General features: G+C 58.6%; 15 protein-coding genes and 1 pseudogene. 11 read left to right on the forward strand and 5 right to left on the reverse strand.

Annotated elements, in window-relative coordinates:
• Positions 1 to 85: 85 nt before the first annotated feature.
• Positions 86 to 4904, reverse strand: a pseudogene (locus ABH909_RS16725) (dermonecrotic toxin domain-containing protein).
• Between the two features lie 267 nt (positions 4905 to 5171).
• On the opposite strand from ABH909_RS16725, the gene ABH909_RS16730 reads away from it, so the two are divergent.
• Positions 5172 to 6212, forward strand: coding sequence for an Ldh family oxidoreductase (locus tag ABH909_RS16730; RefSeq protein ID WP_429435112.1), 1041 nt, complete (start codon positions 5172 to 5174; stop codon positions 6210 to 6212).
• Positions 6213 to 6319: 107 nt separating this feature from the next.
• Here the strand turns inward: ABH909_RS16730 and ABH909_RS16735 are convergent, their stop codons facing one another.
• Complete coding sequence (locus ABH909_RS16735) at positions 6320 to 6637, reverse strand: DUF883 family protein (RefSeq protein ID WP_429435115.1); 318 nt, start codon at positions 6635 to 6637, stop codon at positions 6320 to 6322.
• A 166-nt stretch (positions 6638 to 6803) separates the two neighbouring features.
• On the opposite strand from ABH909_RS16735, the gene ABH909_RS16740 reads away from it, so the two are divergent.
• Positions 6804 to 7055 carry a hypothetical protein gene (locus tag ABH909_RS16740; protein ID WP_095631421.1) on the forward strand — a complete coding sequence of 84 codons (252 nt, stop codon included), beginning with the start codon at positions 6804 to 6806 and terminating at the stop codon, positions 7053 to 7055.
• Positions 7056 to 7633: 578 nt separating this feature from the next.
• On the opposite strand, the gene ABH909_RS16745 is transcribed toward ABH909_RS16740, so the two are convergent.
• Entirely contained in the window at positions 7634 to 8542 is a 909-nt protein-coding gene (locus ABH909_RS16745) for a LysR substrate-binding domain-containing protein (protein WP_429435117.1), read from the reverse strand.
• Between the two features lie 85 nt (positions 8543 to 8627).
• Between ABH909_RS16745 and ABH909_RS16750 the strand changes: the two genes are divergently transcribed.
• The gene (locus tag ABH909_RS16750; RefSeq protein WP_429435120.1) at positions 8628 to 9551 is read left to right on the forward strand and encodes a carbon-nitrogen hydrolase family protein; all 924 of its coding nucleotides are present in this window, start codon (positions 8628 to 8630) and stop codon (positions 9549 to 9551) included.
• 66 nt (positions 9552 to 9617) lie between these two features.
• The gene (locus ABH909_RS16755) at positions 9618 to 11195 is read left to right on the forward strand and encodes an alkaline phosphatase D family protein (protein ID WP_429435122.1); all 1578 of its coding nucleotides are present in this window, start codon (positions 9618 to 9620) and stop codon (positions 11193 to 11195) included.
• 3 nt (positions 11196 to 11198) lie between these two features.
• Here ABH909_RS16755 and ABH909_RS16760 read toward each other — a convergent pair whose 3' ends face one another.
• The gene (locus ABH909_RS16760) at positions 11199 to 11672 is read right to left on the reverse strand and encodes an LEA type 2 family protein (protein WP_429435125.1); all 474 of its coding nucleotides are present in this window, start codon (positions 11670 to 11672) and stop codon (positions 11199 to 11201) included.
• A 122-nt stretch (positions 11673 to 11794) separates the two neighbouring features.
• Positions 11795 to 12688: a LysR family transcriptional regulator gene (locus ABH909_RS16765; RefSeq protein WP_429435128.1), complete on the reverse strand. Its 894-nt coding sequence runs from the start codon at positions 12686 to 12688 to the stop codon at positions 11795 to 11797.
• A gap of 101 nt (positions 12689 to 12789) precedes the next feature.
• Here ABH909_RS16765 and ABH909_RS16770 point away from each other — a divergent pair, with 101 nt between their 5' ends.
• The 7 genes from ABH909_RS16770 to ABH909_RS16800 all read left to right on the forward strand — a co-directional run bounded on the left by ABH909_RS16770 (position 12790) and on the right by ABH909_RS16800 (position 18735).
• Entirely contained in the window at positions 12790 to 13881 is a 1092-nt protein-coding gene (locus ABH909_RS16770) for a polyamine ABC transporter substrate-binding protein (RefSeq protein WP_429435129.1), read from the forward strand.
• A 21-nt stretch (positions 13882 to 13902) separates the two neighbouring features.
• The gene (speB, locus tag ABH909_RS16775; RefSeq protein WP_429435132.1) at positions 13903 to 14862 is read left to right on the forward strand and encodes an agmatinase; all 960 of its coding nucleotides are present in this window, start codon (positions 13903 to 13905) and stop codon (positions 14860 to 14862) included.
• A gap of 208 nt (positions 14863 to 15070) precedes the next feature.
• The gene (locus tag ABH909_RS16780) at positions 15071 to 15787 is read left to right on the forward strand and encodes a helix-turn-helix transcriptional regulator (protein WP_429435134.1); all 717 of its coding nucleotides are present in this window, start codon (positions 15071 to 15073) and stop codon (positions 15785 to 15787) included.
• A 52-nt stretch (positions 15788 to 15839) separates the two neighbouring features.
• A complete protein-coding gene (locus ABH909_RS16785) occupies positions 15840 to 16181 on the forward strand; it encodes a nuclear transport factor 2 family protein (RefSeq protein WP_429435136.1) in 342 nt (113 codons plus the stop codon).
• Positions 16182 to 16408: 227 nt separating this feature from the next.
• Positions 16409 to 17527 (forward strand): cell division protein ZapE, encoded by a 1119-nt coding sequence (gene zapE / locus ABH909_RS16790; protein ID WP_429435139.1) that lies wholly within the window; start codon positions 16409 to 16411, stop codon positions 17525 to 17527.
• An 18-nt stretch (positions 17528 to 17545) separates the two neighbouring features.
• Entirely contained in the window at positions 17546 to 18127 is a 582-nt protein-coding gene (locus tag ABH909_RS16795; RefSeq protein ID WP_429435141.1) for a DinB family protein, read from the forward strand.
• A gap of 116 nt (positions 18128 to 18243) precedes the next feature.
• Entirely contained in the window at positions 18244 to 18735 is a 492-nt protein-coding gene (locus tag ABH909_RS16800) for a GNAT family N-acetyltransferase (protein ID WP_429435143.1), read from the forward strand.
• The last annotated feature ends 50 nt before the right edge of the window (positions 18736 to 18785 follow it).

Below are 18785 nucleotides of genomic sequence, written 5' to 3' on the forward strand. Positions count from 1 at the left end.
TGAAAAAATAGTCAACACTTCCAGGACTGGCATCGCAGCTGTTGAGCCCGGCTGGGATCGGGCCCGACAGCTATTACGCCGGACGTCAGGCAGTGGGCGGGGCTGGCGCCGGATCCAGTTGTCGACCCATTTCGCAGATCAAGTGAGCAATCGAATCGGCGTTGCGCAAAATGGTGTCGGCGCGCAGGCCCACATTTCGTGGATTCAGGAAGGCGTTGCGAGCTTCATCCATGGTTCTGCAGCCTGTCGTTTTCAGAATGTCCTTACCCACGTGTTCCAGACCTTCGATCGAATCCAGATTGATCCATGACTGCTCCATTTCGCTCCAGTGAGCAAACAGTTCTTCCCTCGGTGTGGCCAGCGACAGGGCCTGGCGCTGGAAATTCTGCTGCGATTGTTTAGTTGCCACACCGAAACCGGTCACTGCAGCGATGAGATCGGTGAACGGACGTCTTGCTTCAAGCGAGGCAATATCCACGGTGTGCGAAAAAAGATGGGAGAACTCATGAATCAACGTCGCGGCCCGGGCATGGTCGTCGACGTTGAAAGGCTCGGTCAGAGAAGACTTGTACCAATCGAGTTGCGGATCAAAAAAAAGCTCCGTGAAATGCACACGCTGCTGTGCATCGTTATGCACAACAAAAGCGATCGTGCCCCTCATCCCGTATCGGCTTGAACCGACGACAAAACGCTCGGTATTCATAAAGTCGACGTTGGGGTCCACCAGCGCTTTGCAAATGGGCACGATGACGTTTCTTATTTTGTCCAGAAGGCTGGCTTCGATGTCCTGGGCATCAAAAAAAACTTTGAGAAAGGTGTCCAGCCGCGTCCCCGGCGTCAGGTGTTTGAGTTGTGCCAGGTTATGCAAGCTGTTAAACGCGTAGAAGCGAGCCATGTCAATCGCTTGCGTGATCATCCGCGCTTTTTCCGGGTGTTTTGTCCGAATCTCTTCCATTCCCCTGGCTTCGATATTCAAGGTGTCTCTGACCGCGAGGCTGGTAGTGAATTGATTGTGCATTTTTGACAGGGCTTTACCGTAATGGATCGTGTGGGAGTCCGGGTCGACCACCCATTGCTGACCGGCAGCCGCCAACAACGCTGGACCCTGGAGTTGGTCCTTGGCCATTCGCCAGACCGGCCCGATTTTGGCGACGGGATAGACCTTTCCCTCGACAGGGACGTACGTGCGATTGTTGATTGAATCCAGGTACGTGCCATCGGTGCTGATCTTCTTCAGGTTCTTTAATGCAATGTCCGGGCTCTCGAAAGGCTGCAATAGCGTGCGCGCCGGTGCCGTCGGTTTCACTTTCGACCATTGTGGGGCGGCCACCGGGCTGACAACCGGTGCAGCGTGGGAGGTTGCTTGCTCAGTTGCCGAAGCTTCCAGCGACAACCTGCCCAACGTCACCATCTGCGCGGCCCCGGCAATAAACGCCTGCAATGCCCGTTTCCAGTGGTGATCCTGCAGCGCTTGGGCAGAATTCTTGAAGTCCTTGTAGCTTTGCCACAGAAACTGCACATAGGCGAGCTTGCCCGGCAACATGCCGGAGATCAGCTTGATGCCAGTACTGAACAGGTTTTTGGCGGTTTCCCAATCGGCCTGACCGTTGATCTCGGAATGGCTGCCGAGCATCTTCGATAAAAGGCCCCATGTTATCGCTGTATAACTGTGCAAGCAGGTTGCCGTCGATGGGAGAGGACGCAAGGCTGATTTCGCTTGGCTGTCCGCCGGTGGACTTGAACAGGTTACCGAACAAGGACCGCTGACTTTCGGGGAGCCGCCGAATAATCAGATTTTGCAGTGCCCCGGGTGTATTGATCGCCGAGATAACGTTGGCCTCGTTCTCGAATTCGGTAAATACCGAAGCCGAGTGATAAGGCGCATACAGGATTTGCGGTCCGTTATGCCCGGCACCGGGACCGATCAGGTACAGGCCCAGGGTTTTGACGGCAGCGGCGCCTGCGGTCTTGATCAGTTCCAGCGGCCTGACGATAGCGTGGGCACCGGCTACGGCCATGCGGGCCATGGCGTCCGGCATGTCGAGTACTTGCAGGATCAAATCGAAAGCGCGGGTCGAAAGATGTTGCTGCAGTTTCAGCGCATGAGCGTGTTGCAGCAGTTGCCACGGTAATTGTCGAATGTAGCGTTGCTTTCGTTTGTCGGCATCGGTACCGGCCTTGGTCAATGCATCCGTCACCCGCTGTGCATAATCGCTCTGGATATTCAGTGACTGTACAAGCTGGCGCACGGCGTCCTGATTCAACCGGTCGGGAAGCGTCCGGGAGGTGGTCGTAGCTATTTTGAACCCGATGCCTTGAGCTACGCTGGCAGGGTTCAGGCCACACTCGGTCAGGCTTCGCGAGGGCCCGGCCAGGGTCAAGTCGGGCGTGATTTTGATGTGATCAGGGTCAAGCAGCGCGCCAGGGAATCGACTGCCGAGCAATGACACCAATCGCTCATGCACGTATGACCTCAGGGGCTGGATCCCGTGCAGGTAGTCCTTGTCATCGGTGACGCTGTTGCGATATTGCTCCAGCAATTCAACGTGCAACTGCTGTTCTTCGACGGGGGCCATTGCGAGCCATGCAGGCAGGGACTGCTGTCGAGTGATGGCTTGTGAGATCAACGTGGCTCTGCGCAAGTTGGTGTCGATGACTTTTTTCGTCATCTTTTGCAATGCTATGACCTGTTGCGCGTCACTCAGTTTAAGGCTGCGCAGGTGTTCGCAACGGGCCAGGAAGTGATCAATGGAGGATTGCGCAAGGTGCTGCAAGACGTTGCTCTCAATCAGTCGCAGCGAATTGAGCGTATAGCGCTGGTGGAATGTGTGCTGGGCAGGGGAGAGGTTTTCCAGCAGTTCCAGGCGTCTGTTGGCGTCGAGCAAGCGCCGGTTCAATTCCATCGTAGCGCTGCTCACCGTCGCGAAGACTTCCAGCCCGCCTGCCGGTGTCCACAGAATCGCCCGACCCGAATGCCGGACGTCGAGCCCGCCACGTTCGGTCAACAGCACGCAATTGGCCAAGGGCCGCACATTGTTCTGCCCGGAACAGTCCAGGATCAGCGAATAGGCGTCAGGCCTGAAACCGTTGAGGGCCAGGCGCGTTTTTCGATCGGGTTGATCCGGGTTGAGTGCCGTATCGACAATGGCCCGGTCGGCGCTGCGCAGCGTTGCGTTGAGCGCTCTAAGGCTGGCTTCCCCGCGTATTCCCACGGCCAGTGCGTGGGCCAGCCGGGGTTTTAGTTTCTCCAGATAAACGCGCTGAAGCGCCAGCGAGGTAATCGGCTGAGCAGCGAATTCCGTGCTGATCAGCGATTCGACATCGTTGAAGGTTTTTACGAACGCTGCTGCCGTGTCCGCCAACACCATGGAGGGCCGTTGGTTGCCGGATAACACCGGTCGGGTACTCCAGCGTCCCTGAACATCCAGCAACAGCAATTGCTCGCTGATCATTGCGCGTATATCCAGTGCCTTGTCGAACAAGGCATGGAGGTCCACGGTGCCGTCGCTGTGACGAAAAACCTGCAGCACGTATTCAATATTTTGCAGCTGCTTGGTAATGATCGCCTCAAACAGCGTCTTGAATATCGACCCTGAAATCACCTCGCCGGAGACCTGTGGGTGACTGAAACCGATGAACCGGTTACGTTCATCCAGACTCAGGAGACCGTAGAGTTCGTCTTCATGGCCCGCGGCGCTGAATTTGCTGAGCAAGGTGTCTTTGAGGTCCTGATAGTCGTTCAGCACCTGGAGTCCTTGCGTCGGCGTATACAAAAAGGCATTGGCGTGATTAATCATCAGCGCGCCCGCCAGTTCCACATAATTGGCCGCGTGTTCCCAAAGACGCACCGTTTCGAGGGTGAGTGCCGAGGACGTACCCGCCGTCGGCTGAATCAACGAGTGCAAGGCCTGGCTTTGTTCAGGGCTGATGATCTCGGCCTCGCGCTTGATCAGCAATTCTGCGCGCGCCTTTTCCCGAATTGCCCGACTGAAAAAAGCGCGACGGGATGCACCGTCGGCTGCCGCGTTGTCCCAATAGTGCTGCAGTTTTGTGCAAAGAAGGCTTGCCAGTTTGCTGGAAACGGTCTCTACGGCAGTTTTCCAGTGGTGTTGGTCGGTGTTCGCCGGTTGTTTTTCCGGATGGGAGAATTCACGAATCTGCCCGGTCGGCCATCGCTGATGACGGTAATGCGACAGCACCGCGTCGCTCAGGGACAGGGAATTGATCCAGCGTCGGGAGGCGCCGTTGTCCTGGGCGTCGTGGGCTGGTGCGACAGAGTAGATGTTGAGCCGGGTCTGGCTTTGATCAAGCCCCGGGAATGATGACTGCAGACACTCGTCAAGCAATGTGTCGAGCAGCGAAGTGAGCGTTGGCAATTTGATCAACTCATCCAGCATGGCCTGCTCGTTCATCTGCTGGTTATGGGCGATGACGGTGCGCTGGTCTTCGAATATTTCGCCCTCGATGGCCTGAAAGCTCACTTGAATAGAGGTTGCGGCTGCCAGCGTTTTACGCGCAGACAACGACATGAAGGCCAGCACGTCGTCGTCCTCGGTCGCGCTGCTCAGCTGACGCTTTAGCTGTTCGGTCAAGGCAGCGCGGTTGTCAAACTTCTTTATGCCGGCGTACGGGGTGTAGAGAATCTCGCCGTTGTCATCCGGCGTGCGGCTCAACACGAAGCTGCCGGCCAAGGGGATGGGGTCCAGAACATCTGACTTCAGCAGGATTTTTTCGGCAAACATGGGCGGGGTCTGTTGACTGCGTGACGTTTGGCTGGCCAGTTCCAGATGACTGAACCATTCGAAATCCTTGCGCGTGAGCCCATGGGTTTTACCCAGATCATTCCAGTGCCCGGGCGAGTGCAGGGCCTGGGGGAAAAACAGTGGAGCGGGAGGTGTGAGCATCGTCGAGTCTCGTTCAGGGCGCGGTTGAATGCGCCAGTGGATTGAGGCTCAAGACTAAAAGTCGCGGCTGAGTCGAAGGTGGTAGATAGTTACCGCATGGCCGCCCGATGTTTATGCAAACATGCGTCAAAGCGTCTTTTAGGCTCATTCGGTTTTGATCAGGTGTACCGCTTCAAGCGAAGGGTTGACAGGCTGCCTGTCGCCCGTTGTTAATCGGTTGGTTTTCGTACGCTGTTGCCCCCTCCAATAATTACTCTGGAGCTTCAGATGTCTGCGTCTCACGATCATGTATCTACTGCGGTTTCGTCAAACTTGTCTTTCGAAGCGCTGACGGCGTTGCTCGAACAAATCTTCCTGCACTACGGCACCTCAGCCGATGTCGCCAAAACCCTGGCCCTCAACTGCGCTGCTGCCGAACGCGACGGGGCTCACAGCCATGGTGTATTCCGCATTCCCGGTTATGTATCGACGCTGCAAAGTGGCTGGGTCAATGGTCAGGCTGTGCCGGTGGTCGAGGACGTGGCCTCGGGTTTTGTCCGGGTCGACGCCGCGAATGGTTTCGCCCAACCGGCGCTCGCGGCGGCGCGGCCATTGCTGGTCGAAAAAGCCCGCAGTGCCGGCATTGCGGTGCTGGCCATTCGTAATTCCCACCATTTCGCTGCCTTGTGGCCGGACGTCGAGCCGTTTGCCGATGAAGGGCTGGTGGCACTGAGCGTGGTCAATAGCATGACCTGCGTGGTGCCGCACGGTGCAGATCGTCCACTATTCGGGACCAACCCGATTGCCTTCGCCGCGCCCCGGGCCAACGGCGCTCCGATCGTCTTCGACCTTGCCACCAGCGCCATCGCCCATGGCGATGTGCAGATCGCTGCCCGCAAAGGCGAGCGCTTGCCGGCGGGCATGGGGGTGGACAGCCTTGGTCAGCCGACCCAGGACCCGAAAGCGATTCTCGAGGGCGGCGCCTTGCTGCCGTTTGGCGGGCACAAGGGCTCGGCGCTGTCGATGATGGTGGAGCTATTGGCGGCGGCGTTGACGGGGGGTAATTTTTCTTTCGAATTCGACTGGTCGAACCATCCGGGGGCGAAAACACCCTGGACGGGTCAACTGCTGATTGTGATCGATCCGAGCAAATCGGCGGGGCAGAATTTTGCCGAGCGCAGCCAGGAACTGGTCCGACAGATGCACGGTGTCGGACTCAAGCGGTTACCGGGTGATCGACGTCACGGGCAGCGCGCCAAAGCCAAGGTCGAAGGCATTGCGCTTGATCCTCAGACGCTGGCCAATCTGCGAGAGCTGGCTGGGCTCTGAACCTGTGGGAGCGGGCTTGCTCGCGAAGGCGGTGGCACAGTCAACATTGATGTTGCCTGACACACCACTTTCGCGAGCAAGCCCGCTCCCACATAGGTGCGCTTGGCTTAACGCCGTCCCAACAACAGCCCCACCACCAAACCGAATCCAGCGGAGATGGCCACGGTTTGCCAAGGATGGCCGCCGATATAGATTTCACTGGCCTCGACCGCGGGCCTGGTCCGGTCACGCATACTGGAGACCGACCCCTTTGCCTGCTGGAGTTTCTGGGCGATTTGCCCACGAAGGGTGTCCGCTTCTTCACCGACCAGTGAAGCACTGCTTTTCAGCAGTTTTTCCGATTCTTCGATCAGGGCCTGCAGTTCGCTGAAGACCTGATCCTTGATTTGATCCTCGGCGACTTGATCGATGATTTTGCGGGCCATTAGAGTACTCCTTGCAGAAAAATGGGCAGTGAACAATGGAGTCTGGCGCTATGGCAAAAGTTGCAGTGATTTTGCGTGGCGACTCCACCCCGAAGAAAAATCCAGGGCAGGACATTTCCTCCTACAGTGTAAGATGTCGCCTATTTTATGCAGCAGGTAATCTTCCATGAGCTTCAATCTGGCCGACAAACCCCTTGCCGAGCGCGCGGCGCTTGAAGATGAAAAATCCCGTCTGTTCGAACTCTGGCAAAACAACCTGGGTAAATCCAAGGGCGAAGCCGCACGGTTGTTCGCTGAGCGTGCCAAGCGCAAAGGCAAATGGGCCGAGTGGGTCCGCGCCGAACTCGACGGCATGTCGCCCCCGGAATTCGCCAACATGGTGCGCAGTGAAGTCAATCGTTTGATGGCGGCTAAATAAGCTTCCGGACACCACTCCCCTGTAGGAGCTGCCGCAGGCTGCGATCTTTTGATCTTGCTCTTTTGCCGGTTTCGAAATTGCCGAAGATCAAAAGATCGCAGGCTTCGCCAGCTCCTACGGGGAATGAGTACAACCGATCCATGGCCGATGTACGCACTCATGTAGGAGCTGCCGCAGGCTGCGATCTTTTGATCTTGCTCTTTTGCCGTTTCGAAATTGCCGAAGATCAAAAGATCGCAGGCTTCGCCAGCTCCTACGGAGAATGAGTACAACCGATCCATGGCCGATGTACGCACTCATGTAGGAGCTGCCGCAGGCTGCGATCTTTTGATCTTGCTCTTTTGCCGGTTTCGAAATTGCCGAAGATCAAAAGATCGCAGGCTTCGCCAGCTCCTACGGAGAATGAGTACAACCGATCCATGGCCGATGTACGCACTCATGTAGGAGCTGCCGCAGGCTGCGATCTTTTGATCTTGCTCTTTTGCCGGTTTCGAAATTGCCGAAGATCAAAAGATCGCAGGCTTCGCCAGCTCCTACGGGGAATGAGTACAACCGATCCATGGCCGATGTACGCACTCCTAGGAAAAGGTCGCGATAATCGCCTCGCGCACTTTTAACACCACCGGGTCGAGCTGTGTGCTGGTGCGCCAGCCCAGCTCGATCGGATAGCGTGGCAGCGCCAAAGGGCAGGGCAGTAGCGCCAATCCGCTGAGCGCGGCGATACTTCGAGCCGCATGGGCTGGAATGGTCGCCACCGCCTGACTGCCCTTGAGCAGATGCGGCAACGCGGCAAAGTGCGTGGTCGACGCGCATACCCGCCGACTCAGCCCCAACGCCGCCAGGCCTTCATCGGTAATCCCGATAAAACCGCCCGATGACACCAGAATGTGTTCGCGGGCGACGAACGCTTCAAGGCTGAGAGTCTCTTGTCCCTCGGCCAGGCTGAGGGGGTCGACCAGGCACAGATAATCCCCTTCACCCAGCACCTGGCGACTGAGCAAACGCTCGGCAAATCCGCCTGCCGTAATCGCCAGATCGATGCTGCGTTCCATCAAGGCCCGGGCGACGATCTGGCTGTGGGTCTGACGAAAGATCAGCCGCAGTTTCGGCGCACGGTCCGCGATCTCGTCAATCAATCGCCGCCCGTAGGCGATTTCGAAATCATCCGACAAACCCACCATTACCGAACGTCCGTCATATTGATGCGCAGCCGGATCGACCATCGCCAGGCTCTGGCGGCATTTGTTCAGCGCATCGCTGACCACCGGTTTCAACTGATTGGCCTTGAGCGTCGGCGCAAGACCTCGACCGGTACGCACGAACAGCTGATCGCCATACACCTCGCGCAATCGACGCAACGCCGCGCTGACCGCCGACTGCGTCACGCCCAGACGTAATGCGGCACGGCTGGCGCTGGACTCCTCATGCAGGGCTTCGAAGACTTTGAGCAGATTGAGATCGACGGTGGCGATATTCATTTGGTTCATATCATTCAGCAGTGAGTCGGGCTTTATTCATGATCCTGTGGCGCCGGACAATGAGCAACACCTCATTACTGACGGAGTCATCGCGATGCCCAAGTCCATTGTTGCTGCGCTGCAAATCGGCGCCTTGCCCGGCGGCAAGGCTGAAACCCTCGATCAAATCCTCTCCCGGGAAACCGCCATTATCGAATCTGGTGCCGCACTGGTGGTCATGCCGGAGGCATTGCTCGGCGGATACCCAAAAGGTGAGAGCTTCGGTACGCAACTCGGCTATCGACTGCCGGAAGGTCGTGAAGCGTTTGCCCGATATTTTGCCAACGCCATCGATGTGCCCGGTGCCGAGACTGAAGCCTTGGCCGGATTGGCCTCACGCACGGGCGCCAATCTGGTGATCGGCGTGATCGAGCGCGCAGGCAGCACCTTATATTGCACCGCGTTGTATTTCGATCCGCAGGCCGGGCTGATCGCCAAGCACCGCAAATTGATGCCCACCGGCACCGAACGGCTGATCTGGGGCAAGGGCGATGGCTCGACCTTGCCGGTGATCGACAGCCAGGTCGGGCGAATCGGCGCCGTGGTGTGCTGGGAAAACATGATGCCGCTGCTGCGCACCACGATGTACGCCAAAGGCGTGGAGGTCTGGTGTGCGCCGACCGTGGACGAGCGGGAAATGTGGCAGGTGAGCATGCGTCACATCGCCCATGAAGGACGCTGCTTTGTGGTCAGCGCCTGTCAGGTTCAGGACTCACCGCAAGCCTTGGGCGTGGACATCGCCAATTGGCCGGCGCAGCGCCCGTTGATTGCCGGCGGCAGCGTAATTGTCGGGCCCATGGGCGACATTCTCGCCGGGCCGCTGCGTGACGAGGCGGGTTTGCTGACTGCCGAAATCGACACCGACGACTTGATCCGCGCCCGTTACGACTACGACGTGGTCGGGCACTACGCGCGCCCGGACATATTTGAATTGACGGTGGATGAGCGGGCCAAATCGGGCGTGCGGTTCAATGCGTAAACCTGCGGGCGCGCGATTGTCGTCTAGTCTCTAGGCGTTCACACCCTGTCAACGGATGGACTGTCCATGAGTTTGTTACTCGGCCCGATTCTGCAATTTCGTGGCGTCAACAGTAATGTCTATAACGTGTCGGCTTTAGTGGTTTTGCCCTTGGGCGCGTCATCACCCAGCGTAAAAGTACCCGGCGGTGTCACTGGCGGCAAACCGTTGGCCATCGCCGATATCCCGTTGCTCAGTCCTCAGTTCCGCGTCTGGCGCATCGATTTCAAAGCGCTGCAAGACCAGGCGGTTGCCAGCACATACACGATCAAGATAGACGGTGCGCAGGCCAATTTCGTCGTTCCGGCCGAGGGCCAGTCACCGCGCCTGGCCTATGTGTCATGCAACGGCTTTTCGAACCCCAAGGACATGGAGAAGGTGGACAGAAACCATGAGCGCTGGGAGCACATGTGGGGGGCTCATCAAAGCAAGCCCTATCACCTGTTGTTGATGGGGGGCGATCAGGTTTACAGCGACGAGATGCGCAGCAATCTGTCGTCGATGAAATCATGGTTTGCCAAACCCTTCGCCGAGCGTCGAAAGGCGGTCTACAGCAAAGTGATCGAAGCCGATCTGGACAAGTTCTTCGCCAGGCTCTACCTGGAGCGCTGGAAGCAGCCTGAGGTCGCGAAGCTGCTCAGCGCCGTGCCGACGGTGATGATGTGGGATGACCATGACATCATTGATGGCTGGGGTTCCTACGATGAGATATTGCATTCAAGCCCGGTGTTCCAGGGGCTGTTTGCCACGGCCAAGCGCTATTTCAGAATTTTCCAGCAGCAACTGATCCAGACTCATCCTCACCTCAAACCGTCCGCTGATACCCACCCTTGTGCGATTCCCGATACCGCTGACGGCTTTCACCTGGGGTTTACCGGCCTGGGTGAATTGGCATTGCTGGTTCCCGACTTGCGCAGCGAACGTGCGCCGGATCTGACGACTGCGCCGGCCCGGCGAACCCGGATCATTTCGCCCGTCAGTTGGGATGCGATTTATGCCTGGCTGGGGAAGGCCAAGGGGCATAAGCACTTGCTGCTAATGTCGAGTATTCCCGTGGGTTACCTCGATTTACAGGCGGCGGAAAAGGCGCTGGACCTGATTTCGGGGCAACAGGAGCTCGAGGACGATTTGCGCGACCATTGGCGAAGCCTGCCCCACCGGGACGAACGCAAGCGGTTGATCATGCGACTGCTGGATTACGCCCATGCCGAGTCATGCAAGGTCACGCTGGTGTCCGGTGATGTACATGTGGCGGGGGCCTGCGTGATCGAATCGACGTTATCCCGGCATCGCTACGATGGTTCGGGATTGATCTACCAATTGATTTCGACCGGGGTCGTGCATCCTGCACCGCCGGTGCTGGCAGTGCAGTTTCTGGAGTCCATTGGCAAACATCAGGAACAGATCGACTACGGCATCACCGGAACCATGTTGCCTATCGGTTCGCGAGGACGTTACCTGATTGCCGCTCGAAACTGGTTGGCGATAGAGCCGGATGAAGACAGCACCGACCAAAGTCGGCTGTGGGCCAACTGGCATGTAGAAGGCCTCAAACATTGTGTGACCCAGGTAATCGATCCGGTTAAGCCGCAAACCGAGCCGTGAGCATTACCACGTGTCGGTAGTTTGCCCCGGCAGGCGGAGTTTGCCGCGATCAACGAAACGCATTGTGCCGAACACGCCGCCAGCCAGTTTGCCCCGAAGCACGTAAGGCAGATTGTTCAGTGTCTGCGTCTGACCCAGCCCGAGGGTCTGACGCAGCACCGAGAAAGCCGAAACGCTCACCGGCACCACAATCACCGCCTCGGAAAAACGCGGGATCGAGCCCGACTGGTCGCTGACACCGGAGGCGAGGGATTGACCGTTCACCTCCAGATCCAGGGCTACGCCGTTGTAGTCGATCGCTGTTTCATTGGGGTTCTGCACGCGCAGTTTTACCGCGAAACGCACTTCCAGTTCCTGGCTTGGCAGCGGCTCGATACCGACCACATTGATGTTCAGCGGATCGTGTTGGGGGAACAGGGCGCAGGCGCTCAGGGAGAGCAGCAGGAGAGACAGAGACAGGGCGAACAATCTGCGCATGGACAGGTTCTCGTAAAGAAAAAGGGCCGAGCAAGTTCAAAAGATCGCAGCCTTCGGCAGCTCCTGCATAGGTTTACCCTGTAGGAGCTGTCGAGTGCAACGAGGCTGCGATCTTTTGATCTTCAAGCAAACGCCGCAAGCAGATCCTCTTCAAAAGCTTTTTGCGCATCCCCTGGCACCTGCGCACGATGGCGGGCCAGATGGAACGCCACCTCAAAACTCATATCGCCCTGGCGCACGGGGCGCAGCAACCCTTTGCTTTCCCAGCTACGGGCGAAGTGATCAGGCAGGTAGCCAACGTGCTTGCCGGAAAGAATAAAGGCGAGGGTGCCTTCGACCTGCTCGGAGCGGGCCGAACACCTCTTCCCCTGAAATGGCTCGTCGCTGCGCAGGAAGCGGTAGGGGTGATCGACCCGGTCGCAGGCCTGAAGTGCTTGATCATCAGGTGCCTCATCGGTGAACAGCGGATGCCCCGGGGCGCAATACAGGTGCTGGGTTTCAGTGAACAGTTCGCGGTAGTCAAAAGCGCTTTGCGCCTGCGAGAAATAGCCGATCGCCAGGTCCAGCCGTTGTTGCAGCAACAGCCGCTCCATTTCGCCGGGCATGGCGCTGATCAACTCGATACGCACCGATTCATCCCGTTCGCGAAAGCGCCGGATCGCCTCGGCAACCCGTCGCAGCACTGACTGATCAAGTGCTTCGGACAAGCCCAGGCGCACTTCGCCGATCAAGCGTCCGGCCACGCCGTTGGATTGATGACGGAACGCTTCAATCGACTCGAACAAGGCGCGAATGGCAAGGAGCAGCTGTTCGCCCTTGGGGGTGATTTTGAACCCGCCCTTGCCGCGACTGCACAGCCGATAACCAAGCCGGGTTTCGAGCCTGGCCATCTGCTGGCTGATGCTTGACTGACTCAGCCCCAACTCCCCCTGAGCCGCGCTGAAACCACCGCATTCCACCACGCTGACAAACAGGCGGAGCAGGTGCAGGTCGAGGTCATGAAGTTGACCGAGCATCAAACATTACTCCGCAATAAAGTCAGGATAACTAACTTGGTATTTTTCCAATGTAACCGACGACGCATTCTGCAACCACTTCCTCCGGTCAGGTGTTTGTCATGGCTGCACTCTTCAAACTGTGTTTACCCGCACTGTTCCTCGCCATGGCCGTGCCGGCCCAGGCAGAGGAAAAAGTCCTCAATCTCTATAGCTGGGCCGATTATGTCGCGCCCGAGACCTTGCAACGGTTCGAAAAGGAAACCGGCATCCGTGTGCGCTACGACACGTTCGATGCGCCGGAAGTGCTGGAAACCAAGCTGCTCACCGGCGGCAGCGGCTACGACGTGGTGGTGCCGTCGTCCAGCGTTCTGGCCCGAGGGCTGGCGGCGGGTGCGCTGCAGGAAATTCCTCGCGATGGCCTCAAGGGTTACGCCAACCTTGACCCGGACATGCTGGAAAAACTGGCGGCGGTCGACCCCGGCAACCGGTATGGCGTGCCTTACACCTGGGGCACGCTCGGGTTGGGGATGAATGTCGAAGCCGTGCAACAGCGCTTGCCCAACGCACCGCTCAACAGCCTGGACCTGCTGTTCAAACCTGAATACGCCAGCAAACTGAAAGATTGCGGCATTGCGATTCTCGATTCGCCACAAGAGGTGATCGGCCTGGCGCTGCACTATCTGGGTAAAGATCCCTACAGCACCGACAAGGCTGATCTGACAGCCGCCGATGCACTGTTGCGTCAGTTACAGCCGTCGGTGCTGTACGTCGCCACCGGGCGGCAGATCAACGATCTGGCCAATGGTAGCGTCTGCCTGGCATTGACCTACAACGGTGACGCGAGCATGGCCGCCGACCAGGCGCGCAAGGCCAACAAGCCGTTCGAAGTGGCCTACCGCATTCCGCGGGAGGGCACGCTGGTGTGGCAGGACAACCTGGCGATTCCCAAGGACGCGCCGCACCCCGAAGCCGCCCGGGCCTTCATCGAGTTCATGTTGCGTCCCGAATCTGTCGCCGCGCTGACCAATACGCTGTTCTTCGCCACGGCCAATCGGGCGGCGACGCCGTTGGTGGATGAGGCGGTGCGCAGCGATCCCGACATCTACCCGCAGAGCGAGGTGCGTGAGCGGCTGTACGCCGACCGCAGCATGAGCCTCAAGGACATGCGTCAGCGCACTCGCTTGTGGACCACTTTCCGTAGCCGCCAATAAGCCAATAACAAGGAATAGACCATGGACGTCCCTGCACAGAACGATCAGGCCATGACCCGCGACAGTCTTTACGGGACTGCCGCCGAAAGCACCTACGCCGGTATCACCAGTTTCATGCGCCGCCGGTACAGTCGCGACTTGCGTGGCGTCGACGTGGTGGTCAGCGGCGTGCCGTTCGACACTGCCACCAGCAACCGTCCCGGTGCGCGTTTCGGACCGCGCGGCATTCGGGCGGCATCCACCGGGATCGCCTGGGAACGTCATTGGCCGTGGACGTTCGACCCGTTCGATCACTTGGCGGTGATTGACTATGGTGATTGCGCCTTCGATTACGGCACGCCGCAGTCGGTGCCGGACAGCATCGAAGCCCACGCCGAGCGCATCCTGAGCGGCGGTTGCGCGATGCTGACCTTCGGCGGCGATCACTTCATCAGTTATCCGCTGCTCAAGGCCCATGCCCGTCAGCATGGCCCGTTGTCATTGATTCACTTCGACGCCCATAGCGACACCTGGCCGGATGAGGAGGGCAAGCGTGTCGATCACGGCACGATGTTCTGGCATGCTGCCAAAGAAGGGTGGGTGGATCCGTCGCGCTCGGTGCAGATCGGGTTGCGCACCACCAATGACGATCATCAGGGCTTTCAGGTGCTGGATGCGCGGCAGGTGCATCGGCAAGGGTGCGAGGCAATCGTCGAGGCGATTCGTGCGCGGGTTGGTGATCATCCGGTGTACCTGACCTTCGACATCGACTGCCTCGACCCGGCCTTCGCGCCGGGCACCGGAACGCCGGTGTGTGGCGGCTTGAGCACAGTGCAGGCGCTGGAAATTCTCGGCGGGTTGCGCGGGATCAACCTGGTGGGGATGGACGTGGTGGAAGTGGCGCCGGCCTACGACAGCGCGGACATTACCTCACTGGCAGCGGCGACATTGGCCATGGAGATGCTGTGTTTGTATGCGGCCAGGCACAAGGTCGATCGGTAACACACAAGCCAATGTGGGAGCGGGCTTGCTCGCGAAAGCGGAGTGTCAGCCACCAGAAGTGTTGAATGTTAAGCCGTCTTCGCGAGCAAGCCCGCTCCCACATTTGATCTGTGCCAGGCCATCAAGCGATGGTCTTGTCGCTCCTGCCAGTTTCTGACAACAGCCTCTGCTAATCTGCGACGACTTTTCAGGAAAGAGCCTGCCGACCGTGTCGCGAACCAGTCGTTTACTGACCTTGTTACAAGTGCTGCGGGGCAAGAGTCGTCCAGTGACGGCGGCGACATTGGCCAGCGAACTGGAGATTTCCGAACGCACGCTGTACCGCGACATCGCGGAACTCACCGCGCTCGGCGCGCCGATTTTTGGCGAGGCGGGGATCGGCTATGTATTGCGCAGCGGCCTGTTTCTGCCGCCCTTGATGCTCAATGCCGATGAGACCGAGGCCATCGTGCTCGGGTTGCGCTACGTGGATCAGCGTGGCGATGAGGTCTTGAGCAAAGCCGCGGCCGATGCCCTGGCCAAAATCGCCGCGGTACTCGATCCCGTCGCCCAGGAGGCCTTGCGCAACCCGACGATGCTGCCGGGGCCGCCGGGTTATGGCTATCCGCAAAATGCCGTGCCTTTGAATGTGTTTCGCCAAGCCATCCGCGATCAGGCCAAGCTGCACATCGACTACGCGGACGCCAATCAGGTGCCGAGTCAGCGGCTGATCTGGCCACTGGCCCTGGGCTTTCTCAACGAGGTGCGGATTATCGTCGCCTGGTGTGAATTGCGCAGTGCCTATCGCACCTTTCGCACCGACCGGATCTCCGCCGCCAGCGAGCAGGGTGAGCGCTATCCGGGGCGGCGCAGTGACCTGTTGCGCACCTGGCGCAAGCAGATGCAACTGGACGAAGCAGGGCGTTTCACTCCTGACAAGAATTGACACAGGCTTGTTTTAGCATGGCTCCAGAATCAACTCACAAGGAGCCGTAAACATGTCCAATCCAGCCTCTTCACTGGCCCCCGCCATTGCCGCCTACATTGCCGCTGCCAATGCTTGCGACACATCGAGGGTTGCCAGTTTTTTCGCTGAGGATGCCAATGTGTTCGATGAGGGGCAGCATCGGGTCGGCACACAAGCCATCGCCCAATGGATGCAAGACACCGCACAACGTTATCAGCCGCGGGTCGAGGTGCTCGACGTTCAGATGCGCACCGGCAAAGTACTGGTGCACAACCTGATCTCCGGCACGTTTCCCGGTAGCCCGCTGGAATTGCGCTACATGTTCCGCCTCAATGAACAGGGCAAGATCGCCCGGCTGGACATCTCGCTGTAACCCGGTGTTGTGTCGCGGCGCGGAACCTGTGGGAGCGGGCTTATGTGGTGAGATGGCTTGTTGTGGCGAGGGGGCTTGCCCCCGTTCGGCTGCGAAGCAGCCGTAAATCCTTTACATGCGGTTTAACTTTGAAATGCCGGGGGCGCTTCGCACCCCAACGGGGGCAAGCCCCCTCGCCACAAAAAGCCCGCTCCCACATGGATTGCGTTTTACCTATACTGCCGCGCATGAATGTCGACTCTCCCTTAAGCGCCTGGCAACACGCCATCGAACTGAAGGGCTTCGTCCAGGACGAGGCTCAGGAACATGCTGTGTGGGCGTTGCAAAAATGCCATGAAGCCTTGCATGAAGACCGCGCGCCCGTCACCGGTGTATACCTATGGGGGCCGGTCGGGCGGGGCAAGACCTGGTTGATGGATCAGTTCTACCAAAACCTGCGCGTCCCGGCCCGGCGTCAGCACTTTCATCATTTCATGGGCTGGGTGCATCAGCGTTCCTTTCAATTGACCGGCACCGCCGATCCATTGAAAGCGCTGGCCCGCGAGTTGAGCCAGGAAGTGCGCGTGCTGTGTTTCGATGAATTGTTCGTCAACGACATCGGTGACGCGATCATTCTTGGACGTTTGTTTCAGGTGATGTTCGAGCAGGGCGTGGTGGTGGTCTGCACCTCCAATCAACCGCCGGATCAGTTGTACGCGGATGGCTTCAATCGCGATCGGTTCGTGCCGGCTATTGCTGCAATCAAGCAACACATGCAGGTCATAGCGGTGGATGGCGGGGAAGATCATCGCTTGCACCCGGGCGCCGGTCTGCAGCGTTACTGGGTGAACGTACCGGGTCAGCCCGGCGCGCTGAGCGAGGTGTTCAAAGCCTTGACCGTCGGCCAGTCGCTGTCCGGCGATCCGGTGAAGATCGGCTACCGTTCGGTCAATGTCATGCAGGCCAGTCAAACGGTGCTCTGGTGCCGATATTCCGAACTCTGCGAGCAGCCATTTGCCGCGATGGATTTCATGGCCCTGTGCGACACCTTAAGCGCTATTCTGTTGAGTGACGTGCCCAACCTCAGCGCGCAAAAGCGCGAAGGGCGCATTGCGCGCGGCACTGAGGACGGCGTCGAACGGGTGATGGCGGGTGATCGGGAGTTGCCGCAGTTGTCGGTACATGACGACGGCGTACGCCGATTCATCGCCCTGGTGGACGAATGCTACGACCGCAAAGTACCGCTATACCTCGAGGCGCAGGTGCCGATGGAGGCGCTCTACACCGAGGGCTATCTGGAGTTTCCGTTTCGCCGCACCCTTAGCCGTCTTCAGGAAATGCAGCTACAACGTTTCGCCGAGGTTTGATATCCGGGAGGAGCGAACATGAATCAGCCCTTGTCCCACCATTTGCTGACCATGGCCTATCAGAACGCTTGGGCCAATCATCGACTGGCCAAGGCCTGGCTTCAACTAAGCCCGGCCGAACTGGCGGCGCCGCGAGTCAGTTTCTTTCCCAGCCTCAGCGCGACCCTCAATCACATCCTGACCTGCGACTGGTTTTATGTGGACGCACTGGAGCGGGAGTTGCGCGGTGACGAACCGCATCCCGATTGCTACGTCTTTTTCAACGAAGATGAACCGTTCACCCACGGTGCCGATCTCAAGCGCGAACAAGCGCTTGTGGACCGTCGACTGATTGCCTACTGCGAGCAATTGCGCGACGCAGACCTCGGACGGCTCGTGACCATCGCGCGCGACATCCCGCAACATGACAGCCGTTTGCGCATGCTGTCCCATTTGTTCGAGCATCAGATTCATCATCGCGGGCAGGTTCACGCGATGCTCAGTGGCACCTCGGTCAAGCCGCCGCAACTGGACGAGTTTTTCTGTGCCGGTGAGGCAAAACTGAGGGCTGAGGATTTTGCCGAGTTGGGATGGACCGAGGCATTGATCTGGGGCGTTTGAGAGCGAACGATCACAACAAGATCCGGTTGTCGGCACCCCGGCACTCGCGATAAGGTCGCTGGACCTTTCAGCGCGCAAGAAGCGGGCTGGGGCAACTTGTGTGATTGAGGGTGGAAATGGAATCCGCAGAAATTCTTGTGCTTCAGGCCAGCTACACCAACCCGGTGCATGCCGAGGCGATTTGTCTTGTATTGAATCACTATGCCGAAGACCCGATGGGCGGCGGACACCCGTTACCCGCCGATAGATTGCGACAACTGCCGGGGGAACTGGCCAAACGTCCCCATGCCTTCAGCGTACTGGCATTTGTCGGCGGCGAACCGGCAGGGTTGGTCAACTGCTTCGAAGGTTTTTCGACCTTCGCCTGCCGGCCTTTGGTCAACGTGCACGATGTGGCGGTGGTGTCGAAGTTTCGCGGGTTGGGACTGAGCCAGAAGATGCTGCACAAAGTCGAAGACATCGCACGCCAGCGCGGCTGCTGCAAAATCACCCTGGAAGTACTGGAAGGTAACGCAGTGGCTCAAGCGTCCTATGGCAAATTCGGTTTCTCGCCAGGCATGTTCGACCCGGCGCACGGGCGGATGCTGTTCTGGATCAAAGCGCTTTAATTCGCAGTCCATTTTGGGAGCGAGCTTGTTGTGGAATGGGGCTTTTGTGG

This window comes from Pseudomonas sp. BS3782 TE3695 (genome assembly GCF_050435305.1).
Lineage (GTDB): Bacteria > Pseudomonadota > Gammaproteobacteria > Pseudomonadales > Pseudomonadaceae > Aquipseudomonas.